Annotated in this window: 28 protein-coding genes and 1 pseudogene; 23 read left to right on the top strand and 6 right to left on the bottom strand. The window is 59.3% G+C overall.

What is annotated here, in order from left to right:
- The first annotated feature begins 81 nt into the window (after nucleotides 1–81).
- From ACOTX4_RS19640 to acpT, 17 genes and pseudogenes are all read left to right on the top strand, one after another.
- Nucleotides 82–804, top strand: coding sequence for a beta-ketoacyl synthase chain length factor (locus tag ACOTX4_RS19640; protein ID WP_017384119.1), 723 nt, complete (start codon nucleotides 82–84; stop codon nucleotides 802–804).
- Nucleotides 801–1,616, top strand: coding sequence for a lysophospholipid acyltransferase family protein (locus ACOTX4_RS19645; RefSeq protein ID WP_023314978.1), 816 nt, complete (start codon nucleotides 801–803; stop codon nucleotides 1,614–1,616). Before ACOTX4_RS19640 ends, ACOTX4_RS19645 begins: the two co-directional genes overlap by 4 nt.
- Nucleotides 1,597–1,854: a phosphopantetheine-binding protein gene (locus ACOTX4_RS19650; protein WP_003861263.1), complete on the top strand. Its 258-nt coding sequence runs from the start codon at nucleotides 1,597–1,599 to the stop codon at nucleotides 1,852–1,854. Before ACOTX4_RS19645 ends, ACOTX4_RS19650 begins: the two co-directional genes overlap by 20 nt.
- Before the next feature lie 11 nt (nucleotides 1,855–1,865).
- The gene (locus ACOTX4_RS19655; RefSeq protein ID WP_003861262.1) at nucleotides 1,866–2,117 is read left to right on the top strand and encodes an acyl carrier protein; all 252 of its coding nucleotides are present in this window, start codon (nucleotides 1,866–1,868) and stop codon (nucleotides 2,115–2,117) included.
- Nucleotides 2,089–2,688 (top strand): hypothetical protein, encoded by a 600-nt coding sequence (locus tag ACOTX4_RS19660; protein WP_003861260.1) that lies wholly within the window; start codon nucleotides 2,089–2,091, stop codon nucleotides 2,686–2,688. The genes ACOTX4_RS19655 and ACOTX4_RS19660 overlap by 29 nt, the downstream gene beginning before the upstream one ends.
- On the top strand, nucleotides 2,681–4,027 hold the full coding sequence (locus ACOTX4_RS19665) for an AMP-binding protein (protein WP_421635415.1): 1,347 nt from the start codon (nucleotides 2,681–2,683) through the stop codon (nucleotides 4,025–4,027). The genes ACOTX4_RS19660 and ACOTX4_RS19665 overlap by 8 nt, the downstream gene beginning before the upstream one ends.
- Nucleotides 4,014–4,364: a hydroxymyristoyl-ACP dehydratase gene (locus tag ACOTX4_RS19670; RefSeq protein ID WP_003861256.1), complete on the top strand. Its 351-nt coding sequence runs from the start codon at nucleotides 4,014–4,016 to the stop codon at nucleotides 4,362–4,364. The genes ACOTX4_RS19665 and ACOTX4_RS19670 overlap by 14 nt, the downstream gene beginning before the upstream one ends.
- Nucleotides 4,355–6,046: pseudogene (locus ACOTX4_RS19675) on the top strand (glycosyltransferase family 2 protein). Before ACOTX4_RS19670 ends, ACOTX4_RS19675 begins: the two are co-directional and overlap by 10 nt.
- Before the next feature lie 3 nt (nucleotides 6,047–6,049).
- Complete coding sequence (locus ACOTX4_RS19680) at nucleotides 6,050–6,472, top strand: acyl-CoA thioesterase (RefSeq protein ID WP_003861252.1); 423 nt, start codon at nucleotides 6,050–6,052, stop codon at nucleotides 6,470–6,472.
- Nucleotides 6,469–7,074 carry an outer membrane lipoprotein carrier protein LolA gene (locus tag ACOTX4_RS19685; RefSeq protein WP_023314981.1) on the top strand — a complete coding sequence of 202 codons (606 nt, stop codon included), beginning with the start codon at nucleotides 6,469–6,471 and terminating at the stop codon, nucleotides 7,072–7,074. Before ACOTX4_RS19680 ends, ACOTX4_RS19685 begins: the two co-directional genes overlap by 4 nt.
- Nucleotides 7,043–9,364, top strand: coding sequence for an MMPL family transporter (locus ACOTX4_RS19690; RefSeq protein WP_045329990.1), 2,322 nt, complete (start codon nucleotides 7,043–7,045; stop codon nucleotides 9,362–9,364). The genes ACOTX4_RS19685 and ACOTX4_RS19690 overlap by 32 nt, the downstream gene beginning before the upstream one ends.
- A complete protein-coding gene (locus ACOTX4_RS19695; RefSeq protein ID WP_045329987.1) occupies nucleotides 9,361–9,939 on the top strand; it encodes a DUF3261 domain-containing protein in 579 nt (192 codons plus the stop codon). The genes ACOTX4_RS19690 and ACOTX4_RS19695 overlap by 4 nt, the downstream gene beginning before the upstream one ends.
- A gap of 1 nt (nucleotide 9,940) precedes the next feature.
- Nucleotides 9,941–11,107 carry a beta-ketoacyl-[acyl-carrier-protein] synthase family protein gene (locus tag ACOTX4_RS19700; protein WP_045329984.1) on the top strand — a complete coding sequence of 389 codons (1,167 nt, stop codon included), beginning with the start codon at nucleotides 9,941–9,943 and terminating at the stop codon, nucleotides 11,105–11,107.
- Nucleotides 11,107–11,580: a dehydratase gene (locus tag ACOTX4_RS19705; RefSeq protein ID WP_023323848.1), complete on the top strand. Its 474-nt coding sequence runs from the start codon at nucleotides 11,107–11,109 to the stop codon at nucleotides 11,578–11,580. The genes ACOTX4_RS19700 and ACOTX4_RS19705 overlap by 1 nt, the downstream gene beginning before the upstream one ends.
- Nucleotides 11,574–12,305 carry a 3-ketoacyl-ACP reductase FabG2 gene (locus tag ACOTX4_RS19710; RefSeq protein ID WP_026094333.1) on the top strand — a complete coding sequence of 244 codons (732 nt, stop codon included), beginning with the start codon at nucleotides 11,574–11,576 and terminating at the stop codon, nucleotides 12,303–12,305. The genes ACOTX4_RS19705 and ACOTX4_RS19710 overlap by 7 nt, the downstream gene beginning before the upstream one ends.
- A complete protein-coding gene (locus tag ACOTX4_RS19715) occupies nucleotides 12,302–13,531 on the top strand; it encodes a beta-ketoacyl-ACP synthase (protein WP_045329977.1) in 1,230 nt (409 codons plus the stop codon). Before ACOTX4_RS19710 ends, ACOTX4_RS19715 begins: the two co-directional genes overlap by 4 nt.
- A 2-nt stretch (nucleotides 13,532–13,533) precedes the next feature.
- On the top strand, nucleotides 13,534–14,127 hold the full coding sequence (gene acpT / locus ACOTX4_RS19720; RefSeq protein WP_003861235.1) for a 4'-phosphopantetheinyl transferase AcpT: 594 nt from the start codon (nucleotides 13,534–13,536) through the stop codon (nucleotides 14,125–14,127).
- A 60-nt stretch (nucleotides 14,128–14,187) separates the two neighbouring features.
- Here the strand turns inward: acpT and ACOTX4_RS19725 are convergent, their stop codons facing one another.
- Nucleotides 14,188–14,694 carry a phenolic acid decarboxylase gene (locus tag ACOTX4_RS19725; RefSeq protein WP_003861232.1) on the bottom strand — a complete coding sequence of 169 codons (507 nt, stop codon included), beginning with the start codon at nucleotides 14,692–14,694 and terminating at the stop codon, nucleotides 14,188–14,190.
- Between the two features lie 99 nt (nucleotides 14,695–14,793).
- Between ACOTX4_RS19725 and ACOTX4_RS19730 the strand changes: the two genes are divergently transcribed.
- The 3 genes from ACOTX4_RS19730 to ACOTX4_RS19740 all read left to right on the top strand — a co-directional run bounded on the left by ACOTX4_RS19730 (nucleotide 14,794) and on the right by ACOTX4_RS19740 (nucleotide 17,271).
- Nucleotides 14,794–15,675: a LysR family transcriptional regulator gene (locus ACOTX4_RS19730; protein WP_003861231.1), complete on the top strand. Its 882-nt coding sequence runs from the start codon at nucleotides 14,794–14,796 to the stop codon at nucleotides 15,673–15,675.
- Nucleotides 15,676–15,707: 32 nt separating this feature from the next.
- A complete protein-coding gene (locus tag ACOTX4_RS19735; protein ID WP_022651983.1) occupies nucleotides 15,708–16,502 on the top strand; it encodes an SDR family NAD(P)-dependent oxidoreductase in 795 nt (264 codons plus the stop codon).
- A 106-nt stretch (nucleotides 16,503–16,608) separates the two neighbouring features.
- Nucleotides 16,609–17,271, top strand: coding sequence for an HAD family hydrolase (locus ACOTX4_RS19740; RefSeq protein WP_003861228.1), 663 nt, complete (start codon nucleotides 16,609–16,611; stop codon nucleotides 17,269–17,271).
- Between the two features lie 60 nt (nucleotides 17,272–17,331).
- Here the strand turns inward: ACOTX4_RS19740 and ACOTX4_RS19745 are convergent, their stop codons facing one another.
- Both ACOTX4_RS19745 and ACOTX4_RS19750 read right to left on the bottom strand, forming a co-directional pair.
- Nucleotides 17,332–18,357, bottom strand: a complete 1,026-nt coding sequence (locus tag ACOTX4_RS19745; RefSeq protein WP_015571505.1) for a TerC/Alx family metal homeostasis membrane protein — start codon at nucleotides 18,355–18,357, stop codon at nucleotides 17,332–17,334.
- A gap of 86 nt (nucleotides 18,358–18,443) precedes the next feature.
- Nucleotides 18,444–19,643 carry an NAD(P)/FAD-dependent oxidoreductase gene (locus ACOTX4_RS19750; protein WP_346399795.1) on the bottom strand — a complete coding sequence of 400 codons (1,200 nt, stop codon included), beginning with the start codon at nucleotides 19,641–19,643 and terminating at the stop codon, nucleotides 18,444–18,446.
- A gap of 228 nt (nucleotides 19,644–19,871) precedes the next feature.
- On the opposite strand from ACOTX4_RS19750, the gene pitA reads away from it, so the two are divergent.
- Nucleotides 19,872–21,371, top strand: coding sequence for an inorganic phosphate transporter PitA (pitA, locus tag ACOTX4_RS19755; protein ID WP_003861225.1), 1,500 nt, complete (start codon nucleotides 19,872–19,874; stop codon nucleotides 21,369–21,371).
- 54 nt (nucleotides 21,372–21,425) lie between these two features.
- On the opposite strand, the gene uspB is transcribed toward pitA, so the two are convergent.
- On the bottom strand, nucleotides 21,426–21,761 hold the full coding sequence (gene uspB, locus ACOTX4_RS19760) for a universal stress protein UspB (protein ID WP_003861224.1): 336 nt from the start codon (nucleotides 21,759–21,761) through the stop codon (nucleotides 21,426–21,428).
- A 283-nt stretch (nucleotides 21,762–22,044) separates the two neighbouring features.
- Between uspB and uspA the strand changes: the two genes are divergently transcribed.
- On the top strand, nucleotides 22,045–22,482 hold the full coding sequence (gene uspA / locus ACOTX4_RS19765) for a universal stress protein UspA (protein WP_003861223.1): 438 nt from the start codon (nucleotides 22,045–22,047) through the stop codon (nucleotides 22,480–22,482).
- Nucleotides 22,483–22,579: 97 nt separating this feature from the next.
- Here the strand turns inward: uspA and rsmJ are convergent, their stop codons facing one another.
- A complete protein-coding gene (rsmJ, locus tag ACOTX4_RS19770; protein WP_045350959.1) occupies nucleotides 22,580–23,332 on the bottom strand; it encodes a 16S rRNA (guanine(1516)-N(2))-methyltransferase RsmJ in 753 nt (250 codons plus the stop codon).
- A gap of 7 nt (nucleotides 23,333–23,339) precedes the next feature.
- On the bottom strand, nucleotides 23,340–25,382 hold the full coding sequence (gene prlC / locus ACOTX4_RS19775; protein WP_045332580.1) for an oligopeptidase A: 2,043 nt from the start codon (nucleotides 25,380–25,382) through the stop codon (nucleotides 23,340–23,342).
- A 206-nt stretch (nucleotides 25,383–25,588) separates the two neighbouring features.
- Between prlC and ACOTX4_RS19780 the strand changes: the two genes are divergently transcribed.
- On the top strand, nucleotides 25,589–26,431 hold the full coding sequence (locus ACOTX4_RS19780; protein ID WP_006808562.1) for a 23S rRNA (adenine(2030)-N(6))-methyltransferase RlmJ: 843 nt from the start codon (nucleotides 25,589–25,591) through the stop codon (nucleotides 26,429–26,431).
- Nucleotides 26,432–26,443 lie beyond the last annotated feature (12 nt).

Raw genomic sequence — 26,443 nt, forward strand, 5'->3', positions numbered from 1 at the left:
GACAACATTGTACGATGTGCGCAGTAAATCGCGCTGGCGAAGAAAAAGTCACAGAAACAGGTTTATCGCGGACGCGCGTAGATGAAATTTACACTTACCCTTATCGACTGGCAGGCAAGAGCGCCAGGACTCAGCGATGCCGACGAATGGCAGGCATGGTCACGCCGGTCTGACGCCATCGATCCCGCTGCACCGCTGGCGAAACTGACCGATCTGCCGATGATGACCGCCCGCCGCCTGAATTCAGGCAGCAGGCTGGCCGTCGATCTTGGCCTGATGATGCTGCGCAAACACCGCATCGATGCCGTCGTCTACAGCAGCCGTCATGGGGAGCTGGAGCGCAATTTCCGTATTCTCCAGGCCCTGGCGGCAGAACAGCCCGTTTCCCCCACCGATTTTGCCATGTCGGTACACAACTCGGCGGTCGGCAATCTCACTATCGCCGCGCGTCAGCCTGTTGTCTCTTCGTCGGTTTCCGCCGGTATGGATACCTTCCAGCAGAGCTTGTGCGACGTGCTGAGCCTGCTGCATGCGGGCTACTCCCGCGTATTGCTGGTGGATTTCGACGGTCTGCTGCCTGATTTTTATCACGCCGGGTTGCCACCGCAGATGCCCGTCTGGCCCTACGCGCTGGCGCTGGTGATTGAAGCCGGAAATACGCTCAGCTGTGAAACGCACGTCAACCGCACGCCTGAAGAGCCCGCGCTGCCGCAAAGCCTCCAGTTCCTGCGCCATTACCTGCGGGACGAGCGCCAGTTCACCCTGCCGGGCGAGCGCCTGCTGTGGCAATGGACGCGCCAATGAGAGGGTTACGTTCCCGCCTCGATCGGTTATGGCGGATGCTGATGACCGGATTGTGCTTCGCCCTGTTCGGCCTCGGCGGACTGACGCTGTCGCTGGTGTGGTTTAACCTGCTGCTGATTTTCCAGCGCGACCGCACCCAACGTCGCCGCCTGGCACGCCGTACTATTTCTGCCAGTTTTCGCCTGTTCCTCGCGGTGGTACGCGGTGTAGGGGTACTGGATTACCGTTTCAACAACCTGGACGTTCTGCGCGCCGAGCGGGGCTGTCTGGTGATTGCGAATCATCCCTCGCTGCTGGACTACGTTCTGCTGGCGTCGGTGATGAACGAAACCGACTGTCTGGTGAAAAGCGCGTTGCTGCGTAACCCGTTCGTCAGCGGCGTGATCCGCGCGGCTGACTATCTGATTAACAGCGAAGCCGACACGCTGCTTGCCGCAAGCCAGCAGCGTCTGTCCCAGGGCGACACCCTGCTTATCTTCCCTGAAGGCACCCGCACCCGGGTGGGGGAAGTCATGACCCTGCAACGTGGGGCGGCGAATATCGCCGTTCGCTGCAACAGCGCCGTGCGCGTGGTGGTGATCCACTGTAGCGAACGGATGCTGGATAAACAGAGCAGCTGGTATAACGTGCCCCCCAACAAACCTGTTTTCACCGTGGATGTTCGCGAACGCATCAACATTCATGATTTTTATGATGCGAGTCAGCACGAACCCGCGCTGGCAGCAAGGCAGTTAAACCGGCATATGCAGCATCAGTTAACAACCGGTCTTCAATCTTTGTCAGGAACGAAAGATGCAAGCGCTCTATCTTGAAATTAAGAATCTCATTATCTCTACGCTGAATCTGGAAGAACTTACCCCAGAGGATATTGATACAGACGCCGCGCTCTTTGGCGACGGCCTCGGTCTGGACTCAATCGACGCCCTTGAGCTGGGGCTGGCGGTAAAAAATCAGTACGGCGTAGTGCTTTCTGCCGAAAGTGACGAGATGCGTCAGCACTTTTATTCCGTTGCCACGCTCGCGGCTTTTATCCATCAACAACGCGCCTGAGAATGACCGCTATGACAGAACAACAAACGATTTATCAGGAAGTCTCTGCGCTTCTTATTACGCTGTTTGAAATCGCCCCGGAGGATATTACCCCTGAGGCACGTCTTTACGAGGATCTGGACCTCGACAGCATTGATGCCGTCGATATGGTGGTGCACCTGCAAAAGAAAACGGGCCATAAAATCAAGCCTGAAACCTTCAAAGCGGTGCGCACGGTGCAGGACGTCGTGGACGTTGTGGAACAGCTTCAGCGCGACGCGTAACGTGCGTTCGATTCCAGTTCTTCCCGCCCTGACGGGGCTGATGCTGCTGGCATGGCCGTTTTTGATCGGCTTCGGGCTGGCGAATAATAGCCTGCACGGGATACTGCCCGTGATGGCGCTGGTGCTGCTGATGCGCGTCTGCCAGGCCCGTCGGCAGGGCGGCCCCCTGCGTTATCTGTTCGTAAGCGTGGCGCTGGCCGGCATAGCGCTTTGCGCGGCGAGCTACGTCCTGCACGCGCACCAGTGGGTGCTGTTATATCCGGTGGTGGTGAATCTGGTGATGCTGGTGGTGTTTGGCGGTTCGCTGTGGACGGCAATGCCCGTCGTCGAACGGCTGGCGCGCCTGCGTGAACCGGACCTCTCCCCCGTCGGGGTACGTTACACGCGCCGGGTTACCCAGGTCTGGTGCGGCTTTTTTATTATCAACGGGGCGATCGCGCTGTTTACTGTATTACATGCCGATATCCGTCTGTGGACACTGTGGAACGGGATGATTGCCTATCTCCTGATGGGCACGCTGATGGCTGGCGAGTGGCTGGTGCGACAACGGGTGAAGAAAAACGATGCTTAACCCTCTTCCGCTTAGCCAGTGGCTCAGTGCGCCCCGCCCTGACGACACCCCTGTCGCCTGGCAGGACGACCATCTCTGGACGCTTGGCGATCTGCGCCACGACGTCACTCAGCTGGTCGACACGCTGCGTCGTGAAGATGGCGAGCGCTGGGCGCTGTGCATCGAAAACGGCTATCTGTTTATTGTCGCGCTGCTGGCGACGCTGCATGCGGGTAAAACGCCGGTCCTCCCCGGGCACAGCCGGGCGGCGCAGCTTAACGAACAGCGGGCGCTGTTCAGCGGCGTCCTGAGCGACACCACGCTCGATTTTCAGGGGCAACAGCTGCGGGTGGCTTCCGCTCAGCGGGCAGGCCATCCCTTTTCACCGCTGCCTGCCATCGGTGAGATGCGCACGATCGAGCTTTACACCTCCGGCTCGACCGGCACGCCGCAGCGGGTGAGTAAGCCGGTGGTCAGCCTGGACCGTGAGGCTCGTCTTCTGGCGGCGCATTTTGGCGAGCGTCTGGCGGGCTGTCACGTCGTGGCTTCCGTGGTGCTGCACCACCTGTATGGCCTGACGTTTCGTGTCGTCTTACCCATGGCGCTCGGCCTGCCGCTGCACGCCAGCCTGCTCAACTATGCCGAGCAGCTCTCTGCCCTTCCCGACGATAAACGCTATCTTTTCATCAGCAGTCCGGCGTTTCTCAAGCGGCTGGACGCGTCACTGACGCCGCCCCCCGTCAACCTGCTCTTCTCCGCTGGCGGCGCGCTGCCCTGGCAGGAGGTCGCCGCGGTTCAGGCCTGGCTCAACGTCTGGCCGGATGAAATATACGGCAGCACGGAAACAGGCGTAATGGCCTGGCGCTATCGTCAGGAGGAAAGCACCCGCTGGCAACCTTTCCCCGGCGTGACGTTTCACGGCGATCGCGTGATGTCGCCGCTGATCCCCGAGGTGGAGGGGGTCGTGCTGGATGATATCCTGCACTTCACGGCTGACGGGCAGTTCAGCCTCGTCGGGCGCCGCGGTCGGGTGGTCAAAATTGAAGATAAACGCATTTCACTCGATGACATTGAGCGCCGCCTGTTGGCGCTGGACGGCATCCGCGAGGCCGCCGCGCTGACGGTGACGCACGGCGGGCGTCAGGGCATTGGCGTATTGCTGGTGCTGAATGAAGCGGTGCGTCAGCAACACGAACAGGGCAAAAAAGCGCAGGAGCTCGCCTGGCGATGCGCCCTTCGCCCCTGGCTTGAACCGGTTGCCGTGCCGCGCTACTGGCGGATCGTTGATGAAATCCCGGTCAACAGCATGAACAAGCGCGTGACTGCGCAGCTACAGGAGTTGTTTCATGAAGATCCCTGAAATCGGGCGCCTCCAGCCCGATCCACAGCATCTGGAGATAACCTTTTATCTTGATCCTGACCTGCTCTGGTTTAAGGGACATTTCGCCGTACAGCCGCTGCTGCCGGGCGTGGCCCAGCTCGACTGGGTAATGCATTACGCTGCCGCGCTGGCGCCGGGCTACCGTTTTCACAGTATTCAGAACGTGAAGTTCGCCGCCCCGCTGTTGCCGGAGAATACGGTCACGCTGCTCCTTGCCTGGCAGCCCGAACGCGAGATGCTGACCTTTAGCTACCAGCGCCATGCGGGTAACGAGCGCCACACCGCCAGCAGCGGGAAGATTCGCTTATGTCAGTAACCTTCCGTCCCTGCGTGCTGATCCCGTGCTATAACCACGGGGCGATGATGGCTTCGGTGCTGGCGCGCCTGGCGCCTTTCGATCTGCCCTGTCTGGTGGTGGACGACGGCAGCGATGAAACCACGCGCCGCACGCTTGAAGCGCTGGCGGCGGATCGTCCGCAGGTCACGCTACTGCGGCTGGCCGAAAACAGCGGCAAAGGCGCGGCGGTGATGCAGGGGCTGAAAGACTGCGCCGATCGCGGCTTCACCCACGCCGTTCAGGTGGACGCTGACGGCCAGCACGCTATCGAAGACATCCCCAAACTGCTGGCGCTGGCCGAACGCCATCCCGATGCGCTCATTTCCGGGCAGCCCGTTTACGATGACTCGATCCCCCGTTCGCGCCTGTACGGCCGCTGGATAACGCACGTCTGGGTGTAGATTGAAACCCTCTCCCTGCAACTGAAAGACAGCATGTGCGGGTTTCGCGTTTACCCGATAGCCCCGGTTTTGCGCCTTGCAGCAACCACGCCGCTCGGCAGGCGAATGGATTTTGATACCGAAGTGATGGTGCGCCTCTACTGGCAGGGCAACACCAGCTATTTTCTGCCCACCCGCGTGACCTATCCGCCGGACGGGGTATCCCATTTCGATGCCCTGAAAGACAACGTGCGCATCTCGTTGATGCATACCCGTCTGTTTCTCAGCATGCTGCCGCGCATTCCTTCCCTGCTGATGCGTCGCCGTTCGCAGCACTGGGCGCAGCAGCAGGAGGTGAAAGGATTATGGGGCATGCGCCTGATGCTGCGCGTCTGGCAGCTGCTGGGGCGTAAGGCGTTTACCGCCCTGCTGTGGCCGGTTACGGCCGTCTACTGGCTAACCGCCCGCGCTGCGCGCCAGGCGTCGCAGCAGTGGCTGACGCGGGTTAAAACGGTGATGGCACAGCGGCAAATGCCGCGACCCGCACGGCTTAACAGTTTTTCCCACTTCCTGCGCTTCGGTCATGCCATGCTGAACAAAGTGGCCAGCTGGCGCGGCGAAATGAAACTCCATCGCGATCTGGTCTTTGCGCCAGGCGCGCAGGAGGCGCTGGGGCTCGACGATCCTCAGGGCAAACTGCTGCTCGCGTCGCATCTTGGCGATGTGGAAGCCTGCCGGGCGCTGGCCCAGCGCGAAGGGGCGAAAACCATCAACGCGCTGGTCTTTAGCGACAACGCCAGACGTTTTAAGCAGGTGATGGAGGAGATGGCGCCGCAGGCGGGCATTCACCTGATGCCGGTCACCGACATTGGCCCGGAGACCGCCATCCTCATTAAAGAGAAGCTGGATCGCGGCGAATGGGTGGCGATCGTGGGCGATCGCATTGCCGTCACCCCGCAGCGCGGCGGTAGCTGGCGGGTGATATGGAGCGAATTTATGGGCCAGCCCGCGCCGTTCCCGCAGGGGCCGTTTATCCTGGCGTCCATTTTGCGCTGCCCGGTGGTGCTGATTTTTGCCCTCTGTCAGCAGGGAAAGCTGACCCTGCACTGCGAGCCGTTTGCCGACCCGCTGCTGCTGCCGCGCGGCGAACGCCAGCAGGCGCTACAGCAGACCGTCGACCGCTATGCGGAGCGGCTGGAGCATTACGCGCTCTTGTCGCCGCTCGACTGGTTTAATTTTTTCGATTTCTGGCAGCTGCCAGAGATCAACGAGAAGGAGTAAAGGGTGCTGACCGATCCCCGCTTTACGGCTGAAGTTGAAATCACCGTTCCGTTCCACGACGTCGATATGATGGGCGTGGTGTGGCACGGCAACTACTTCCGCTACTTTGAGATTGCCCGCGAAGCGCTGCTCAACCAGTTTGATTACGGCTATCGCCAGATGAAAGCGTCCGGCTACGTCTGGCCGGTGGTGGATACCCGGGTGAAATACCGCGACGCGGTGACCTTCGAGCAGCGCATTCGCATCCGCGCCCACATTGAAGAGGTTGAAAACCGTCTGCGCATCGCCTATCAAATCTTCGACGCGCAAACCGGGAAACGCACCACCACCGGCTACACCATTCAGGTGGCGGTGGAAGAAGCAAGCCGGGAGATGTGCTTTGTCAGCCCGGCCATTCTGTTCGAACGCATGGGGATCGCGCCATGAAATGGATAACGCTACTCGCGCTGCTGGTAAGCCCGCTGGTGAACGCGGTCACGCTGGATGAACTGCAACAGCGGTTTGCGGAGCAACCGGTAGTGCGCGCACACTTCGAACAGACCCGCACGATCAAGGATATGCCTCAGCCCCTGCGCTCGCAGGGGGAGATGCTAATCGCCCGTGACAATGGCCTGCTGTGGGATCAAAAAGCGCCATTCCCGATGACGCTGCTGCTGGATGACAAACGGATGGTGCAGATCTTCAACGGTCAGTCGCCGCAGACCATTACCGCCGACACTAACCCGCAGATGTTTCAGTTCAACCATCTGCTGCGGGCGCTGTTCCAGGCCGACCGCAAGGTACTGGAAGAGAACTTCCGCGTCGATTTCAAAGACCTGGGCGAAGGCCGCTGGTCGCTGGTGCTGACGCCCGTCACCACGCCGCTGGACAAGATTTTCTCCACCCTTGATTTGAAGGGCGCGATCTATCTGGAATCCATTCGCCTGAACGATAAGCAGGGCGACACGACGGATATCGCCCTCTCCCGCCACCAACTGACGCCCGCGCGCCTGACTGATGCAGAACGCCAGCGCTTTGCCGCACCGTAACGCCCTGCGCCCGGCGCTGCTGTGGGCCGCGGTATGCCTGATCCTGCTGGGCGTGCTGCTGTTGCTGCTGCCTGGCGCGCGGCTGAACAGCAGCGTGCTCGCCATGCTGCCGAAACAGACGCTCGGCGCGATCCCTCCCGCTCTTAACGACGGATTTATGCAGCGCCTCGACCGCCAGCTCATCTGGCTGGTCAGCCCCGGCAAACAGCCGGACCCGCGCGTGGCGCAGCAGTGGTTAACCCTGCTGCAACGCAGCCAGGCGCTGAGTGTCGTAAAAGGTCCGCTGGATGCCGCCGGGCAACAGGCCTGGGGAGATTTCTTCTGGCAGCACCGCAATGGTCTGGTCGATCCGGCCACCCGCGCCCGCCTGCAAAACGGCGGTGAAGCGCAGGCTCAGTGGATCCTGTCCCAGCTCTACTCCGCCTTTTCCGGCGTGAGCGGCAAGGAGCTGCAAAACGATCCGCTGATGCTGATGCGCGGCGCGCAGCTCGCGCTGGCGAAGAACAGCCAGAAGATGCAGCTGATGGACGGCTGGCTGGTGACAAAAGATGCGGCCGGGAACTACTGGTATCTGCTGCACGGCGAGCTGGCGGGCTCGTCGTTTGACATGCAGCAAACCCACCAGCTGGTGACCACCCTCAACGCGTTGCAGCAGACGCTGAAAAGCCAGTATCCACAGGCGCAGCTGCTCTCGCGCGGGACGGTGTTCTACAGCGATTACGCCAGCCAGCAGGCTAAAAACGATATTTCCACGCTTGGCGTCGCCACGGTGCTCGGGGTGATCCTGCTGATTGTGTCGGTGTTTCGCTCCGTGCGTCCGCTGCTGCTGAGTCTGCTCTCCATTGCCATCGGCGCGCTGGCGGGGACGGTCGTGACGCTCCTGCTGTTCGGTGAGCTGCACCTGATGACGCTGGTGATGAGCATGAGCATCATCGGCATCTCGGCGGACTATACGATTTACTACCTCACGGAGCGGATGGTGCACGGCGCGGAACACTCGCCCTGGCAAAGCCTGGCAAAAGTGCGTAACGCGCTGCTGCTGGCGCTGCTGACCACCGTCGTGGCGTATCTCTTCATGATGCTGGCCCCCTTCCCCGGCATTCGTCAGATGGCGGTGTTCGCCGCCGCAGGACTGAGCGCCTCGTGCCTGACGGTAATGTTCTGGCATCCGTGGTTGTGCCGTGGCATGCCGGTCCGCCCGGTCCCCCTGAGACGGATAATGCAGCGCTGGCTGGACGCCTGGCGCGACGGTAAAGCCCTCTCCGTCGGGCTGCCGGTAGCACTGGCGCTGCTCTCCGCCATCGGGATCGCCAGCCTGCGGGTGGATGACGATATCGCCCGGCTTCAGGCGCTGCCGCAGGACATTCTGGCGCAGGAAAAAACCATCACCGCCCTGACCGGGCAAAATGTCGATCAGAAGTGGTTCGTGGTGTACGGCGCGTCGGCTCAGGAAACGCTGGAGCGGCTGGAGGCGTTTACCCCGGCGCTGGCGCAGGCGCAAAAAGCCGGAGAATTAACCCGCTGGCGCACCCTGCCGCTGAACTCGCTGGCGCGGCAGAACAGCGATCTGCAACTTCTGCGTAACGCCGCGCCGACGGTGACGAAAATGCTGCAAAGCACGGGGCTGAATGCCGTCGCCCCGAATCTGAACGCCATGCCTGTCAGCGTGGAAGCGTGGCTCGCCAGCCCGGCCAGCGAGGGCTGGCGTTTGCTGTGGCTGACGTTGCCGGACGGCAAAAGCGGTGTGCTGGTCCCGGTCGATGGCGTCAGAAACAGCGCCGCGCTCGGTGAGCTGGCCACCCGCCATCCCGGGGTCGTCTGGGTTGACCGTAAGGCCAGCTTCGACAGCCTGTTTGCGCTCTACCGCTCGCTGCTGTCGGGGCTGCTGGGCGTGGCGCTGGCGGTGATTGCCGGCGGCGCGATGCTACGTCTCGGCTGGCGAAAAGGGCTGGTGGCGCTGGTGCCGTCCGTGCTGTCGCTGGGCGGCGGGCTGGCGGCGCTGGCCGTGACGGGCCATCCGGTGAACCTGTTTTCCCTGCTGGCGCTGGTGCTGGTCCTCGGCATTGGCATCAACTACACGCTGTTTTTCAGCAACCCGCGCGGCACGCCGCTGACCTCCATGCTGGCGATTACCCTCGCCATGATGACCACCCTGCTGACGCTGGGGATGCTGGTATTCAGCACCACTCAGGCCATCAGCAGCTTTGGCATTGTGCTGGTGAGCGGTATCTTCACCGCGTTCCTGCTCGCCCCGCTGGCGATGCCGTCTAACAAAGAGAACTTACCATGACCCGTTTCATTCGCCTGGCGGCAGTGATGATGGCCCTGTTGCTGGCGGGGTGTAGCCATACGACGAACCGCGATGACGCGCGCCCTCAGGCCTGGCTCCAGCCCGGCACCCGCGTCACGCTGCCCCCGCCGGGCATCACGCCTGCCATCCGCTCGCAGCAGTTGCTTACCGGCAGTTTTAAAGGCCAGACCCAGTCGCTGCTGGTGATGCTGAACGCCGACGGAAATAAAGTGACGCTTGCCGGCCTCTCCTCCGTCGGGATCCGCCTGTTCCTCGCCACCTACGACGACACCGGGATCCACACCGAGCAGTCGGTTGTGATGCCGCAGCTGCCGCCCGCCAGCCAGGTGCTGGCCGACGTGATGCTGAGCCACTGGCCGCTCAGCGCCTGGCAGCCGCAGTTGCCGAAAGGCTGGACGCTGAACGATACTGACACCAGACGCGAACTGCGCAACCCCGATGGCAAGCTGGTCACGGAAATTGCCTACCTGAACCGTAACGGCAGGCGCGAACCGATTAGCATTGTGCAGCACGCTTTTCACTACCACATCACCATTCAATATCTGGGTGACTGAGATGATTTACCTTTCTGCCGTTGGCATGGTCAACGCGCTCGGCAACTCGGCTGATGAAATAGCGGCGAACCTGATCGCTGGCGTGGCCCCCGGGATGCGCCAACGTGCGGGCTGGCTACAGGGCTTACCCGAGGCCGTGCTGGGAGGCGTGGAGGGTGAACTTCCCCCTGTCCCCGAGTCTTTTTCTGCGCATCGCAGCCGCAACAACCAGCTGCTGCTGGCGGCGCTTGCGCAAATCCGGCCCGCCGTCGATGCAGCCATTGCGCGCGTGGGGCGAGACCGCGTGGCGGTTGTGCTGGGCACCAGCACCTCCGGACTGGACGAGGGTGATGAGTACGTGCGCCGCGCGCAGAACGGCGAGCGCAGCCCGCAGTGGCAATATCCGCAGCAGGAGCTGGGCGATCCGTCGCGCTTTCTCGCCAGCTGGCTTGCGCTGGACGGCCCGGCGTATACCATTTCGACCGCCTGCTCCTCCAGCGCGCGGGCGATCATCAGCGGTCGTCGCCTGATCGACGCCGGGCTGGTGGACGTCGCCATCGTCGGCGGGGCCGACAGCCTGAGCCGCATGCCGGTCAACGGCTTCAACAGCCTGGAGTCCTTCTCCCCGACCCTGTGCGAACCGTTTGGCCGCCACCGTCGGGGGATCACCATTGGCGAAGCGGCGGCACTGATGGTGCTGACCCGCGAGCCGGGCGAGGTTGCGCTGCTGGGCGCGGGGGAATCCAGCGATGCGTACCATATTTCCGCCCCACATCCGCAGGGCGAAGGGGCGATCCGCGCCATCAACCAGGCGCTGAACGAGGCGGGCATAACGGCGGCGGACGTCGGCTATATCAACCTGCACGGCACCGCCACGCCGCTGAACGATCGCATTGAGGCGCAGGTTATCCACGATCTCTTTGGCGACCGCGTGCCGTGCAGCTCCACGAAACATCTTACCGGCCACACGCTGGGCGCCGCGGGGATCACCGAGGCCGCCCTGAGCTGGCTGATCCTGACCCGAGACCTGCCGCTGCCGCCGCAGGATTTTTCCCGCTACGCGCCGGACGACACCCTGCCCGCCTTCGGCCTACTGCACCAGAGCGCACCGCTGAATAAACCGGTGATCCTGTCAAACTCCTTCGCGTTTGGCGGCAACAACGCCAGCCTTCTGCTGGGGAGAGTATGATGCACTACTTACCTCCCGGGGATTATCTTCCTCACGACACGCCGATGCTGCTGCTTGAGAGCGTGGAAAGCGTCACCGATGACCGCGCCGTTTGCAGCGTGACGGTGAACGAACGGGGCGTTCTGGCCCCGTTCCTGGACGCGGACGGCAACCTGCCTGGCTGGTTTGCGCTGGAGCTGATGGCCCAGACCGTGGGCGTCTGGTCTGAATGGCACCGGATGCAAAAAGGGCTGCCGCACTGTGCGCTGGGTATGGTGCTGGGCGCGCGCGAGCTGGTGTGCGACGCAGGGCATTTTGCCGCAGGCAGCACGCTGACCATCACCATCGAACGTCTGATGCAGGATGAACGCTTTGGCAGCTTCGAGTGCACCATTCATGCGGATAGTGTCTCCCTCGCCACGGGCCGCGTGAACACCTTCCAGCCGAGCGAGGAAGAATTAACCACACTTTTCAACCAGGGAACACCATCATGAGATCCGTACTGGTCACTGGCGCCAGCAAAGGCATTGGCCGCGCTATCGCCCTTCAGCTTGCGGCGGACGGTTTCACCGTCGGCGTGCATTACCATCGTGATGAAGCGGGCGCGCAGGAGACGCTGGAAGCGATTGTCCAGGCAGGCGGCGCGGGCCGTTTACTCACCTTCGACGTGGGCAACCGCGAGCAGTGCCGCACGGTGCTGGAACAGGAGATCGCTGACCACGGCGCGTGGTATGGCGTGGTCAGTAACGCCGGTATTACCCGCGACGGCGCATTTCCTGCGCTCAGCGACGATGACTGGGACAGCGTGATCCACACCAATCTCGACAGTTTTTATAACGTCATTCATCCCTGCATTATGCCGATGATCGGCACCCGCAAGGGCGGGCGGATCATCACCCTGTCGTCGGTGTCAGGCATTATGGGCAACCGTGGGCAGGTGAACTACAGCGCGGCGAAAGCCGGGATCATCGGCGCCACCAAAGCGCTCGCCACCGAGCTGGCAAAACGCAAAATCACCGTCAATTGCATCGCGCCGGGGCTGATCGATACCGGCATGATCGAGATGGACGAAGCCGCACTGCACGCGGCGATGTCGATGATCCCGATGCAGCGTATGGGCCAGGCCGAGGAGGTCGCGGGGCTGGCGAGTTACCTGATGTCGGATAAAGCAGGCTATGTGACGCGTCAGGTGATTTCGATTAACGGAGGCATGCTATGACCCGCCGGGTAGTGATTACGGGCATGGGCGGCGTCACCGCGTTCGGCGAGGACTGGCCGACCATCTCGCGCCGTCTGCGCAAGTATGAAAATGCGGTGCGTACCATGACGGAGTGGCAGGCGTATGACGGCCTGCAAACCCTGCTCGCCGCGCCGATTGAAGACTTCACTCTCCCCGCTCACTATACCCGTAAGCGCATTCGCGCCATGGGCCGCGTGTCGCTGCTCTCTACCCGCGCCACCGAGCTGGCGCTGGAGCAGGCGGGACTAATCGACGACGCGGTGCTGACCAACGGTCAGACCGGCATCGCCTACGGCTCGTCGACCGGCAGCACCGGGCCGGTCAGCGAGTTTGCCTCTATGCTCACCGAAAAGCACACCCACAACATCACCGGCACCACTTATGTGCAGATGATGCCGCACACCACGGCGGTGAATACCGGGCTGTTCTTTGGCCTGCGCGGACGGGTGATCCCCACCTCGAGCGCCTGTACCTCTGGCAGCCAGGCGATTGGCTACGCCTGGGAAACGATTCGTCACGGCTACCAGACGGTGATGGTGGCAGGCGGCGCGGAAGAGCTGTGCCCGTCGGAAGCGGCGGTTTTCGATACCCTGTTTGCCACCAGCCAGCGTAACGACGCGCCAAAAACCACGCCGTCGCCGTTTGACGTTCAGCGCGATGGCCTGGTGATTGGCGAAGGGGCGGGTACGCTGGTGCTGGAAGCGCTGGATCACGCCAGAGCGCGCGGAGCGACAATTTATGGCGAGATCGTGGGCTTTGCCACCAACTGCGATGCGGCGCACATCACCCAGCCCCAGCGTGAAACCATGCAGGTGTGTATGGAGCAGTCGCTGGCGATGGCGGGTCTTGGCCCTCAGGACATTGGCTACATTTCTGCCCACGGCACGGCAACCGATCGCGGGGATATCGCCGAGAGTCAGGCGACCGCCGCCATTTTCGGCGACAGCGTGCCCATCTCATCCTTAAAGAGTTATTTCGGTCATACCCTGGGTGCCTGCGGCGCGCTGGAAGCCTTGCTGAGTCTGCATATGATGCGGGAGGGCTGGTTCACGCCGACGCTCAATTTAAGACAACCGGATGAGCAATGCGGCGCTTTAGATTATATTATGGGGGAAACCCGCCCGATTGATTGCGAATTTATTCAGAGCAATAACTTTGCCTTTGGCGGCATCAATACCTCGATAATCATTAAACGCTGGGCGTAACTATGTACCAGTTTGTACTGGGAAAGATCTCCACCCTTAGCGCGGACCCGCTGGCGTCAACGCTCGCAGACATGGCACCTCAGGGTGCACGACACGCTTCCTGGCTTGCAGGCCGGACGCTGCTCGCCAGAACCTTATCCCCCTCGCCCCTTCCCGAGATAATTTACGGCGAGCAGGGAAAACCGGCCTTCGCTAACGGCCATCCGCTGTGGTTTAACCTGAGCCACAGCGGGGACGATATTGCCCTGCTGATGAGCGATGAAGGTGAAGTGGGCTGCGATATCGAAGTGATCCGCCCGCGGGAGAACTGGCAGGCGCTGGCAAATGCCGTTTTCAGCCTCACCGAACATGACGAGCTGGAACGTGAAGCGCCGGAAGAGCAGCTTTCCGCATTCTGGCGCATCTGGACACGCAAAGAGGCAATCGTCAAACAGCGTGGCGGCAGCGCGTGGCAGATAGTCAGCATTGACAGCACCGCCCAGTCGCTCCCGGTCAGTCAGCTACGCTTCGGCTCGCTGAGCCTGGCGGTCTGTACCCCTACGCCTTTCACCTTAACGGCGGAAGCGGTTACTTACTCCGGTATTCCTGCGGCATAAAAAACGGCCATGCCGGTTAAAACCAACATGGCCAATGTCCCGTTCACGTTGTTCTCGATCTTATTTTAAATTTTCCGGGAAGTTTGCAGGCAGCTCGCTGGCCGCGCAATTGATCACGCTATCGTCATTCGCACCGCAGTCACGCACGAAGGTGATGGTGGCAAATTCATCAATCACTTCGGTTGGATACGCTGGTCCGGCATCACGGTAGCTATTCATCAGCGGAATGTGATCGTTCTGGAAGCAGACGGTTTTTTCCGGATTATTCATGACCCAGCGCGGGAAGAAGATGGTGCCGTGGAACAGGCGGTCGCCCAGGTTCACGATCAAGCTCACGTCAGTACCGGTTGGCTCCGTCCAGGAAATTTTATAGATGCTCTCCCCAACACGGACGATGTAGGCCTGCTGATCTTTCACCCAACGGTTGCCCACCAGACCACTGTGAATACGGTAGTCCAGGGTGTTTTCGTTTTTAACGTAAATTTCGTAATTCCAGCCATTATCGTAGGTATATACAAGATGTTTGCCGACGAAGCCGCTTAAATCATGTTTATCGAAGGTGCTCATACGATGTCTCCTTTGTTTTGATGAGACGATCGTACCCCTTCAAAAAATGAATGAATAACGCTATGTTTGAATCAAATTCATCCAAAATTTAGATTAATTATGCACAAGACGACGCTCGAACAGTGGGCCTTGCTGGAGAGAGTCATCGAGGCTGGCAGCTTCGCTAAGGCGGCGGAAGAGACCTACCGCAGCCAGTCCTCGGTCAGTTATAACCTGTCGCTTTTGCAGGAGCGGCTGGGCGTGGCGCTCCTGATGACAGAGGGACGGCGTGCCGTGCTAACCCCGGCGGGTGAGCTGTTGCTGAATCAGGTTAAACCGCTGCTGAAAGCCTTCGCCTATGTTGAAACGCGCGCTGCGACCCTGCGCAGCGGGATGCGAACCCGTATCGACCTGATGGTAGACAGTATTTTTCCGCGTAGCCGGCTGTTCGCGATTTTGCGCCAGTTTCAGCAGCTGTACCCGCAAACGCAGGTGCGGCTTACCGAGGTGCTGGAAAACAGCCGCGCAGATGCGCTCAATGATGAAGCCGACGTGATGGTCTTAACCCGCCGCCAGGACATTACCGGCCTGGGCGAATGGCTGATGAATATCGATTTTGTTGCCGTCGCGCATCACGCTCACCCGCTGTTTGCGCTGGATACGCCGCTTAATGACGAGATGCTACGGCCGTGGCCGCGCATTCAGATCGCAGACAGCCAGCCCACCACTCACCCCACCGGAGAGTCGTGGACATTCTCCACCATCGATGCCGCAATCGAAGCGGTGATGTATCAGGTTGGATACGGCTGGTTACCGGAAGAACGCATTCAGACCCCGCTCCAGCAGGGCATCCTTAAAACGCTGCCGCTCAGCCACGGCGTACGTCGCGCCACGCCGCTGCACCTCATCGTCAAACGCTCCCTCAGCCCGCTGGACGAGCAGGTTGAGACGCTGTTGCGCCTTTTTAAGCAGGAGCCGTCATCGTCAACTGCTACGCTTTAAGTTTTGAACCATAAAACGACAAGGAGTGAACGATGAAAATCGATTTAACGGGGAAAGTAGCGCTGGTGACCGCGTCCACCGGCGGTATTGGGTTTGCCATCGCCCGCGGGCTGGCGGAGAGCGGTGCGGAAGTGATCGTAAACGGACGCAGCGTCGACTCGGTGAATAAAGGCATTCAGGCGCTACAGCAGGTGGTGCCTGGCGTACAGGTCCGTGCCGCCATCGCCGACCTGAGCTCGCAGGAGGGCGTTGACGAACTGCTCAGGGTCGCCACGCACGTCGATATTCTGGTGAATAACGCCGGGATCTATGGCCAGCAGGATTTTTATTCCACCGACGACGAGACCTGGGAACGCTACTGGCAAACCAACGTGATGTCCGGCGTGCGCCTCTCCCGTGCCCTGTTGCCCGGCATGGTACAAAAGGGCTGGGGTCGGGTAGTGTTTATCTCGTCAGAATCGGCCTGCAATATTCCTGCGGATATGATCCACTATGGCGTGACAAAAACCGCCCAGCTCTCGCTGGCGCGCGGTCTGGCGAAGTTCGTGGCAGGCAGCGGCGTGACGGTGAACAGCGTACTGCCGGGCCCGACAATGTCGGACGGTTTTGCCGCGATGATGAAAGACGAAATCGAAAGAACCGGTAAATCGCTGGAGCAGCTGGCGAAAGCGTTCGTGATGGAGAATCGTCCCAGCTCGGTTATTCAGCGCGCCGCAACGGTAGAAGAAGTGGCGAATATGGTGGTGTATGTCTGTTCCATGCAGGCCTCCGCGACTTCCGGCGCGGCGCTGCGCGTTGACGGTGGCGTGGTGGATGACATAGTTTGACCCGTCAGGCCACAGGTTCAGGAAAAAATGCGACCTGATATAAGGACTATGAAGGTAAAGCAGGTAAACTAGTGAACAGAATGTGTATTTCAGCTAAGACGTATTTATGACCAATATGATTGCCGACGAAGCCGTGGCGAAGTCCAGCGTGCTCTCTGTCTTTGACTTTGATGGTACGTTGACGCACCACGACAGTTTTATTCCGTTCCTGCGCTTTGCCTTTGGCAAGCGCTACTTTGCTGGCCGACTGGTGCGCATGGCCCTGCCTACGCTGCACTGTGTGCGCCGCAAGCTGACGCGAGATGAGCTGAAAGAGGTGTTGATCAAAACCTTCCTGACGGGGGTGGATGAGCACTGGTTACGTCAGCAGGCGGAAGCCTTCTGTGAAAAATACTGGAACAAGCTGATGCGCCCGGAAGGTGTGCTGGCCGTCGCCAACGAGGTCAATTCCGGTGCGGAAGTGACGATTTGCTCTGCTTCCCCGGCGCTGGTATTGCAGCCGTGGGCCGATAAGCTCGGCATTAAGCTGATTGGCACGCAGCTGGAAGTGAAAGACGGCAAGCTGACCGGGCGGATCACCGGCCACAACTGCCGGTGTGCCCAGAAGGTGGCGAGGCTGGAGAAGGTGTATGGGGATTTGAACGCGTATCACCTGCGCGCCTGGGGCGACACGCGTGGCGACCACGAGTTGCTGGCGGCGGCGCAGGATCCGCACTGGCGGCATTTTCATCATCCGAGCAAGCGCCGAAATTCACCGATTAAGGGTTAGGTGCGGCCTGGTGCCCTCACCCCGGCCCTCTCCTACAGGGAGAGGGAGAAAAGCGGTACATCAGGCCTCACGTTTTCCCGGGAACATCACGCTCGCAATAATCCCCAGCGCCAGTACCCCCAGCACCACAAACAGGCTTGCCGTGGCGCCGATGTTATAACCGTGATGCCAGAAGTGGTCGGTCGCATTCAGCCCCAGCTTGAACGCCACGAAGAACAGCAGTAACACCACCGCTTTCTCCAGATGCACCAGATACTGCTTCAGCGCTTCCAGCACAAAGTAGAGGGTACGCAGGCCGAGGATCGCGAACATCATTGCGCTGTAGATAATCAGCGGCTCACGGCTGACGGCAATGATTGCGGGTACGGAATCGAAGGCGAACATCACGTCGGACAGCTCCACCACCGCAACACAGAGCAGCAGCGGCGTCGCGTAGCGCTTCGCCTTCTTCACGCGGCCTACCATTACATCCTTGTTTTCAGGCTTCTCCAGTTCGGCATCCACCTCTTTCTGGGTCAGGATAAACGCATGGCTGCTGATTTTTGGCCACACCGGGTAGAAGCGTTTCACCAGGCGGTACGCCAGATGGTTGGAATAATCTTCTACTTCATCGCTCTCTTCATTGCGTTTCAGCATCATCACCGCCGTCCAGCCGACGACCAGCGCAAAAATGACCTCAACATACGGCCCCAGGCTCAGCAGGCTGGTGCCGATGGCAACAAAAATACCGCGGAACACAATCGCCCCGAGCACGCCCCAGTAGAGCACGCGGTGACGATATCTATCCGGCACGCCGAACCAGGCGAAGATCGCCATCATCACAAACAGGTTGTCGACGGAGAGCACCTCTTCCAGCGCATAGCCGGTCAGGAACAGACTGGCCATCTCCGCGCCGTGGTGCACGTATAAGAATCCGGCGAAGGCCATCGCCATCATGACCCAGAAGATGGACCACATAACCGCGCTTTTCAGCGAGATCGGTTTATCGTGACGGTGCATGAAGAGGTCGATAAACATCGCCCCAACGGCCATCACCACGAAGACAACAACGGTTTCCGTCGGGAAACCGAGATGAGCAGCAGACATAGACAACCCTTTTAAGAAGACAAAACACCATGCACACAATAAAAAGCGTGGGCCCGTTAAGGAGGCATCACGCTAAAAAATAAATATTAACCGTTCTTTTCAGCCAGCGCTTGCGCGCATGCCCAGGCACTGGCCCACGCCCACTGGAAGTTATACCCGCCGAGCCAGCCGGTCACGTCCATCACTTCACCAATGAAATAAAGACCCGGCACGTTGCGGGCTTCCATCGTGCGGGATGAGAGTTCGTTTGTATCCACGCCGCCCAGCGTCACTTCCGCCGTGCGGTAGCCTTCGGTGCCGTTTGGCTGTACGCGCCAGTTCGTCAGCGTCTCCACCAGCGTTTCCTGCTCGCGGCTGTTGAGCTGCTTGAGCGCAACATCCGGAATTTGCCCTAACACCTGCAAGCACTCCACGAGACGCTTCGGCAACTGCATCGCCAGGGTATTTTTCAGGCTTTGATTCGGGTGCGCGGCGCGTTGCTCGTTGAGGAAGGCGTCCAGATCGCAGTCCGGCACCAGGTTTACGGAGACAAACTCCCCCGGCTGCCAGTAGCTGGAGATCTGCAATACCGCCGGCCCCGAGAGTCCACGATGGGTAAAGAGCAGGTTTTCGCGGAACACCGTGCCGTCTTCGGCCGTAATGACCGACGGTACAGACACGCCGGATAGTGTCTGAAGCTGCTCCAGCAGCGGCTTATGCAGCGTGAACGGTACCAGCCCGGCGCGGGTGGGCAGTACCTTCAGGCCAAACTGCTCGGCAATTTTATAGCCGAACGGTGAGGCGCCCAGCCCCGGCATCGAGAGGCCGCCGCTGGCGATCACCAGGTTATCGGCGCTGACGGTCTCACCGTTGAGTTGCAGCGTGTAGCCCTGCTCGTCATGGGCGACGTTCAGCACTTCGGTGCGCAGGCGCATTACTACGCCGCCTTTCTCGCACTCGGCCACCAGCATATCGACAATTTGCTGCGCGGAGTCGTCGCAGAACAGCTGTCCCAGCATCTTCTCATGCCACGCGATACCGTGTTTACCCACCAGTTCGATAAAATCCCACTGGGTATAGCGCGCCAGCGCAGATTTGCAAAAATGGCGGTTCTGGCTCAAATAGGCCGCAGGCTCGACATAAAGATTAGTAAAGTTGCAGCGCCCACCGCCAGACATCAGGATCTTGCGGCCAGGCTTTTTTCCGTTATCCAGCAGCAGCACGCGACGACCCGCTTGTCCGGCCATCGCCGCACAAAACATACCCGCCGCACCGGCGCCAATTACTACGGCATCAAACCTTTCCACGTCAAAATCCTCTTCGTTAACTGCCGCGGATTGTAAAGTTTCCTCAGTGGTCGCACCAGCGTAAAAAGATATTACAAAGCCATTTCATTGATATTTAAAGATTATCCTTTAAGGCACATTTCTCAAATCAGGTGGTATGTCAAAAAAAGTCTATATTTCACTTTGCCCGTTGCGCATTTGTCCTGGATAATGCGCCGCGTTCATGTCCTCAAAATGGCGTAACGTCCTATGCTACATTTGTTTGCCGGCCTGGATTTACATACCGGGCTTTTATTATTGCTTGCTCTGGTTTTTGTGCTGTTTTACGAAGCGATCAACGGCTTCCACGACACTGCAAACGCAGTAGCAACGGTTATCTACACTCGCGCAATGCGATCGCAGCTTGCGGTTGTTATGGCGGCGGTATTTAACTTTTTTGGTGTCCTCCTGGGCGGACTGAGCGTTGCGTATGCCATTGTGCATATGCTGCCAACGGATCTGCTGCTTAACGTGAGTTCCGGTCATGGCCTGGCCATGGTGTTCTCTATGCTGCTTGCTGCGATTATCTGGAACCTCGGTACCTGGTATTTCGGCCTGCCGGCATCCAGCTCTCACACCCTCATCGGCGCGATTATCGGTATCGGGTTAACCAATGCCCTGATGACCGGGACCTCCGTCGTTGATGCGCTGAATATCCCGAAAGTTCTCGGCATTTTCGGCTCTCTGATCATCTCCCCTATCGTCGGTCTGGTGGTGGCGGGTGGCTTGATTTTCATCCTGCGTCGCTACTGGAGCAACACGAAAAAACGTGCGCGTATCCACCTGACGCCAGCAGAGCGTGAGAAGAAAGACGGCAAGAAAAAGCCGCCGTTCTGGACGCGTATCGCGCTGATCATTTCCGCTATCGGCGTCGCCTTCTCTCATGGCGCGAACGATGGTCAGAAAGGTATCGGCCTGGTGATGCTGGTTCTGATTGGCGTCGCACCGGCGGGCTTCGTGGTTAACATGAACGCCTCCGGTTACGAAATCACCCGTACCCGTGATGCGGTAAACAACGTTGAGACTTACTTCCAGCAGCATCCTGATTTGCTGAAGAAAGCGACCGGCGTGGACCAGCTGATTCCTTCTCCGGAGTCAGGCGCAACGACGGCACCGGGCGAGTTCCATTGCCATCCGGCAAACGCGATTAACGCGCTGGAACGTGCGAAAGGCATGCTGGCCGATATCGAAAGCTATGACAAACTGGCTGTTGAACAGCGTGGTCAGCTGCGTCGCATCATGCTCTGTATCTCCGACGTGACCGATAAAGTCGCGAAGCTGCCAGAGGTTAATGCTGACGACCAACGTCTGCTGAAGAAACTGAAAGGCGATATGCTCAATACCATTGAGTACGCGCCAATCTGGATCATCATGGCGGTCGCGCTGGCGCTGGGTATCGGTACGATGATTGGCTGGCGTCGTGTGGCGACCACCATCGGCGAGAAGATCGGTAAGAAAGGCATGACCTATGCGCAGGGTATGTCCGCGCAGATGACGGCAGCGGTATCTATCGGTCTGGCGAGTTACACCGGTATGCCAGTCTCCACCACCCACGTACTCTCTTCGTCCGTGGCAGGTACAATGATTGTTGACGGCGGCGGTTTGCAGCGTAAAACCGTGACCAACATCCTGATGGCCTGGGTGTTCACCCTCCCGGCGTCCATCCTGCTGTCTGGCGGTCTGTACTGGATTTCGCTGAAGCTGATTTAATCGGCTGAAGGCGACAAAAAAGCGGGTCAGGAAACTGGCCCGCTTTTTTTATGCTCAGTGCCAAATCATCAGCGCAATCATACTCACCACAACCAGACCACAGAGGGCGCTGGTCAAAATGAACTGACGACGCAGGCGCTCGCAGCGACGGATAAACTCTTCATCGTGGTGATCGCGGTAGCGCTGGTAGTAGATATACCCCACCAGACGCATCTGCTTGCTGGGCTGTCCGTGCGAGGTGAAGAACCCTCCACCGTCCACATACTGATAAAGCAACGGATCGCAACCACGAAGTACCACTAACAGCGCACGTAACGATGAGAAGTAGCGCGCCATATTCACTATGCAAACCACGCATAACGCCCAAAACAATGCGACGGTGCTAATCATACATCCTCCCCGGCGTCCGCCCACGAAGCAAGGCTCCTGAGCTACCGCACCCCAATGCCCTGACAGACAGTTCAGTGAAAGAATGACCAAAAGTCGATCCGGTTCGCGTTTTAATATCCGAACGGCTCATTAAATAGTGTAGGAGATCCGTTAATTTTTTTGCCACAAGGTTAATCGTTATCAACACCAAAGCTTGAAAAATATGTTTAACTGGGCCGTAATGAAAGCATCAGACGACGGCTTTCCCATTTAGTCATCGATAACTTAAGGAAGGAGTAACACTATGGCTTACAAACACATTCTTATCGCGGTAGACCTCTCCCCGGAGAGTAAAGTGCTGGTTGATAAAGCAGTATCCATGGCACGTCCCTACAACGCGAAAGTTTCGCTGATTCACGTTGATGTGAATTACTCCGACCTCTACACCGGTCTGATCGACGTGAATCTCGGCGATATGCAGAAACGCATCTCCGAAGAGACTCACCACGCGCTGAGCGAGCTTTCTACCAACGCGGGCTATCCGATCACTGAAACCTTAAGCGGTAGCGGCGATCTGGGCCAGGTGCTGGTTGATGCGATTAAGAAATACGATATGGACCTGGTGGTATGTGGTCACCATCAGGACTTCTGGAGCAAACTGATGTCTTCCGCGCGCCAGCTGATTAACACCGTTCACGTGGATATGCTGATTGTTCCACTGCGTGACGAAGAAGACGAGTAAGTGCGTTAAATTCCCCTCACCCTAACCCTCTCCCAAAGGGAGAGGGAATAGATCGAGGATGTAGGCCGGGTAAGGCGAAGCCGCCACCCGGCTTTTTCTATTCCGGCGTACCCGAATAAATATCAAACCGGTGCCCTTTCGTGGTCACCGCGTTAGTGGTCGCAACGTCCGCCAGCGGCGGCGCATAGTCCGGCCGCTTCACCACCACACGCTTCGTCGCCAGCTGACGAGCCGGTTCCAGCAGGCCATCGGCATCTAAATCTGGCCCCACCAGCGACTGAAACACCCGCATCTCTTTCTTCACCAGCGCGCTTTTCTGCTTATGCGGGAACATGGGGTCGAGATAAACCACCTGCGGGCGCGGGGTGATGTCGGTGAGCGCCGTCAGGCTGGAGGCATGAATAAGTTGCAAACGTTCCTGTAACCACGAGCCGATTTCCGGGTCCGCATAGCCTCGCGTCAGCCCGTCGTCAAGCAGCGCGGCGACAACCGGATTACGCTCCAGCATCCGCACCCGGCAGCCCACCGAGGCCAGCACAAACGCATCGCGCCCCAGCCCCGCCGTGGCGTCCACCACGTCCGGAAGATAGTTCCCTTTAATGCCAACCGCCTTGGCCACCGCTTCGCCGCGACCGCCGCCGAACTTACGCCGGTGCGCCATCGCGCCGCCGACAAAATCGACAAAAATCCCGCCAAGCTTTGGCTCATCGCGCTTGCGCAGCTCCAGATGTTCCGGCGTCATCACCAGCGCCATCAGGTTGTCTTCATCATGTTCCAGCCCCCAGCGGGCCGCCAGAACAGATAAGGCGCCGTCCCCGGCGCCTGTTTCATTTACTAAGCAGATCTTCACGTAGCAATCAGCCTTTGATTCCGTAATGCTCCAGCATCGCATCCAGCTGCGGCTCGCGGCCACGGAAGCGTTTGAACAGCTCCATAGGCTCTTCTGAACCGCCGCGGGTCAGGATGTTGTCGAGGAACGACTGACCGGTTTCGCGGTTGAAAATCCCCTCTTCTTCGAAGCGCGAGAAGGCATCCGCCGCCAGCACGTCGGCCCACAGGTAGCTGTAGTAGCCTGCGGCGTACCCGCCTGCGAAGATATGGCTGAACGCGTGCGGGAAGCGTCCCCAGGTTGGCCCTGGAATAACGGCAACCTGCTTTTTAATCTCAGCCAGGGTTTCGAGGATTTTCGCCCCCTGCTCCGGGCTGAACTCGGCGTGCAGGCGGAAGTCGAACAGGCCGAACTCCAGCTGGCGCAGGATAAACATCGCCGCCTGGTAGTTTTTCGCTGCCAGCATTTTATCCAGCAGTTCTTTCGGCAGCGGTTCACCCGTTTCGTAATGACCGGAGATAAACGCCAGCGCGTCCGGCTCCCAGCACCAGTTTTCCATAAACTGGCTAGGCAGCTCGACCGCATCCCATGGCACACCGCTGATACCGGCGACGCCAGCGGTTTCGATGCGGGTCAGCATGTGGTGCAGGCCGTGACCGAACTCGTGGAACAGGGTGATCACTTCATCGTGGGTAAACAGCGCAGGTTTGCCGCTCACCGGACGGTTGAAGTTACAGGTCAGGTAGGCGACCGGTTTTTGCAGGGAACCATCCGCTTTACGCATCTGGCCCACGCAGTCGTCCATCCACGCCCCGCCGCGCTTGTTCTCACGCGCGTAGAGATCGAGGTAGAAGCTACCGCGCAGTTCATTTTTCTCGTCATACAGCTCAAAGAAGCGCACGTCCGGATGCCAGACGTCGATGTCGGTACGCTCTTTCGCGGTAATGCCGTAGATGCGTTTCACCACCTCGAACAGGCCGTTAACGGCTTTGTTTTCCGGGAAGTACGGACGCAGTTGTTCGTCGCTGATGCTGTAGAGATGCTGTTTCTGTTTTTCGCTGTAGTACGCGATATCCCACGGCTGAAGCTCGTCTACGCCGAACTCCGCTTTCGCAAAGGCGCGCAGCTGAGCCAGCTCTTTTTCACCCTGCGGACGGGCGCGTTTCGCCAGATCGGTCAGGAAGTCGAGCACCTGCTGTGGGTTCTCGGCCATTTTGGTGGCGAGGGATTTATCCGCGTAGCTGTCGAAGCCCAGCAGCTGTGCCAGCTCGTGGCGCAGGGCGAGGATCTCCGCCATCACCGGGCTGTTATCCCATTTGCCCGCATTCGGCCCCTGATCGGAGGCGCGGGTGCTGTAGGCGCGGTACATCTCTTCGCGCAGGGCCTGGTTGTCACAGTAGGTCATCACCGGCAGATAGCTTGGGATATCCAGCGTTAACAGGAAGCCTTCCTGCTCTTTCGCTTCGGCCTGGGCTTTTGCCGCCGCCAGCGCGCTTTCCGGCATGCCCGCCAGTTCAGATTCATCGGTAATCAGCTTCGTCCAGCCCATGGTGGCGTCGAGGACGTTATTGCTGTACTGATTACCCAGCTCGGACAGGCGCGCAGCGATTTCACCATAGCGAACCTGTTTTTCTTTTGGCAGGCCAATCCCGGACAGTTCGAAATCACGCAGGGCGTTATCGACCGATTTTTTCTGCGCCGTGTTCAGTTCGGCATAGTGGTCGCCGTCGCGCAGGTCGCGGTAGGCTTTGTAGAGCCCCTCATGCTGGCCGACCCAGGTGCTGTACTCAGAGAGCAGCGGCAGGGTTTGCTCGTAGGCTTCGCGCAGCTCCGGGCTGTTTTTTACCGAGTTCAGGTGGCTCACCGGGGAGAAGATGCGCCCCAGCACGTCGTCCACTTCGGCCAGCGGCTGACACAGATTTTCCCAGGTGTACGGCCCGCCCTGCGCGACCACGTTTTCTACCGCCGCGCGGCAGTTGTCCAGCGATTGCGTAACCGCTGGAACCACATGCTCAGGGAGGATTTTAGAAAACGGTGGCAACGAAAAAGGCGTCAGTAATGGATTGGTCATAAACGCTGTCCTGTTGAAATAGGTGAATGAAGCGCGCATCCGGCGCTGTGCATATTGTTCAGTAATGGGGTTAAGTGTAGAGGATTTCAATGCCAGACGTGGCGGAAAAGAGCCCGGTGGCGCTGCGCTTACCGGGCCTGCGGGTAATCTGTGCCGTTCTGCTGTAAACTGTGGCAAATCGTCAATTCAGCGGAATATCATTACCCATGCTCAGTTATCGCCACAGCTTCCACGCAGGCAACCACGCCGACGTCCTCAAACACACCGTTCAGAGCCTGATCATCGAATCGCTTAAAGAAAAGGATAAACCGTTCCTTTATCTGGACACCCACGCGGGCGCGGGCCGTTATCAGCTGAGCGGCGAGCATGCTGAGCGTACCGGTGAATATCTGGAAGGGATTGCGCGTATCTGGCAGCAGGACGATCTGCCTGCCGAGCTGGAGCCGTACATTGGCGTGGTGAATCACTTCAACCGCAACGGCCAGTTGCGTTACTACCCTGGCTCCCCGCTGATTGCCCGCCAGCTGCTGCGCGAGCAGGACAGCCTCCAGTTAACCGAGCTGCACCCGAGCGACTTCCCGCTGCTGCGTTCTGAGTTTCAGAAAGATAACCGCGCCCGCGTAGACAAAGCCGATGGTTACCAGCAGCTGAAAGCCAAACTGCCGCCGGTTTCCCGTCGCGGCCTGGTGCTAATTGACCCACCGTACGAAATCAAAACCGACTATCAGGCGGTGGTGACCGGCATTAACGAAGGTTACAAACGCTTTGCGACCGGCACCTATGCTCTGTGGTATCCGGTAGTGCTGCGCGCGCAAATTAAACGCATGATCAAAGACCTCGAAGCGACGGGCATTCGCAAAATCCTGCAAATTGAGCTGGCGGTGCGCCCTGACAGCGACCAGCGCGGCATGACCGCGTCCGGCATGATCGTCATTAACCCGCCGTGGAAGCTCGAAGCACAGATGAACAACGTGCTGCCGTGGCTGCACAAAACGCTGGTGCCAGCCGGTACGGGTCACGCCACCGTGAGCTGGATCGTGCCGGAGTAATCGCAGCCATCG

Origin of the sequence: Enterobacter cloacae complex sp. IR5459 (assembly GCF_049238005.1) — a bacterium.
GTDB lineage: Bacteria > Pseudomonadota > Gammaproteobacteria > Enterobacterales > Enterobacteriaceae > Enterobacter > Enterobacter hormaechei_C.

Coding starts and splice junctions, on each gene's coding strand:
- ACOTX4_RS19640 (WP_017384119.1), top strand. CDS start 82: ATGAAATTTACACTTACCCTTATCGACTGGCAGGCAAGAGCGCCAGGA.
- ACOTX4_RS19645 (WP_023314978.1), top strand. CDS start 801: ATGAGAGGGTTACGTTCCCGCCTCGATCGGTTATGGCGGATGCTGATG.
- ACOTX4_RS19650 (WP_003861263.1), top strand. CDS start 1,597: ATGCAAGCGCTCTATCTTGAAATTAAGAATCTCATTATCTCTACGCTG.
- ACOTX4_RS19655 (WP_003861262.1), top strand. CDS start 1,866: ATGACAGAACAACAAACGATTTATCAGGAAGTCTCTGCGCTTCTTATT.
- ACOTX4_RS19665 (WP_421635415.1), top strand. CDS start 2,681: ATGCTTAACCCTCTTCCGCTTAGCCAGTGGCTCAGTGCGCCCCGCCCT.
- ACOTX4_RS19670 (WP_003861256.1), top strand. CDS start 4,014: ATGAAGATCCCTGAAATCGGGCGCCTCCAGCCCGATCCACAGCATCTG.
- ACOTX4_RS19685 (WP_023314981.1), top strand. CDS start 6,469: ATGAAATGGATAACGCTACTCGCGCTGCTGGTAAGCCCGCTGGTGAAC.
- ACOTX4_RS19690 (WP_045329990.1), top strand. CDS start 7,043: ATGCAGAACGCCAGCGCTTTGCCGCACCGTAACGCCCTGCGCCCGGCG.
- ACOTX4_RS19695 (WP_045329987.1), top strand. CDS start 9,361: ATGACCCGTTTCATTCGCCTGGCGGCAGTGATGATGGCCCTGTTGCTG.
- ACOTX4_RS19700 (WP_045329984.1), top strand. CDS start 9,941: ATGATTTACCTTTCTGCCGTTGGCATGGTCAACGCGCTCGGCAACTCG.
- ACOTX4_RS19705 (WP_023323848.1), top strand. CDS start 11,107: ATGCACTACTTACCTCCCGGGGATTATCTTCCTCACGACACGCCGATG.
- ACOTX4_RS19715 (WP_045329977.1), top strand. CDS start 12,302: ATGACCCGCCGGGTAGTGATTACGGGCATGGGCGGCGTCACCGCGTTC.
- acpT (WP_003861235.1), top strand. CDS start 13,534: ATGTACCAGTTTGTACTGGGAAAGATCTCCACCCTTAGCGCGGACCCG.
- ACOTX4_RS19725 (WP_003861232.1), bottom strand. CDS start 14,694: ATGAGCACCTTCGATAAACATGATTTAAGCGGCTTCGTCGGCAAACAT.
- ACOTX4_RS19730 (WP_003861231.1), top strand. CDS start 14,794: ATGCACAAGACGACGCTCGAACAGTGGGCCTTGCTGGAGAGAGTCATC.
- ACOTX4_RS19735 (WP_022651983.1), top strand. CDS start 15,708: ATGAAAATCGATTTAACGGGGAAAGTAGCGCTGGTGACCGCGTCCACC.
- ACOTX4_RS19740 (WP_003861228.1), top strand. CDS start 16,609: ATGACCAATATGATTGCCGACGAAGCCGTGGCGAAGTCCAGCGTGCTC.
- ACOTX4_RS19745 (WP_015571505.1), bottom strand. CDS start 18,357: ATGTCTGCTGCTCATCTCGGTTTCCCGACGGAAACCGTTGTTGTCTTC.
- pitA (WP_003861225.1), top strand. CDS start 19,872: ATGCTACATTTGTTTGCCGGCCTGGATTTACATACCGGGCTTTTATTA.
- uspB (WP_003861224.1), bottom strand. CDS start 21,761: ATGATTAGCACCGTCGCATTGTTTTGGGCGTTATGCGTGGTTTGCATA.
- uspA (WP_003861223.1), top strand. CDS start 22,045: ATGGCTTACAAACACATTCTTATCGCGGTAGACCTCTCCCCGGAGAGT.
- prlC (WP_045332580.1), bottom strand. CDS start 25,382: ATGACCAATCCATTACTGACGCCTTTTTCGTTGCCACCGTTTTCTAAA.
- ACOTX4_RS19780 (WP_006808562.1), top strand. CDS start 25,589: ATGCTCAGTTATCGCCACAGCTTCCACGCAGGCAACCACGCCGACGTC.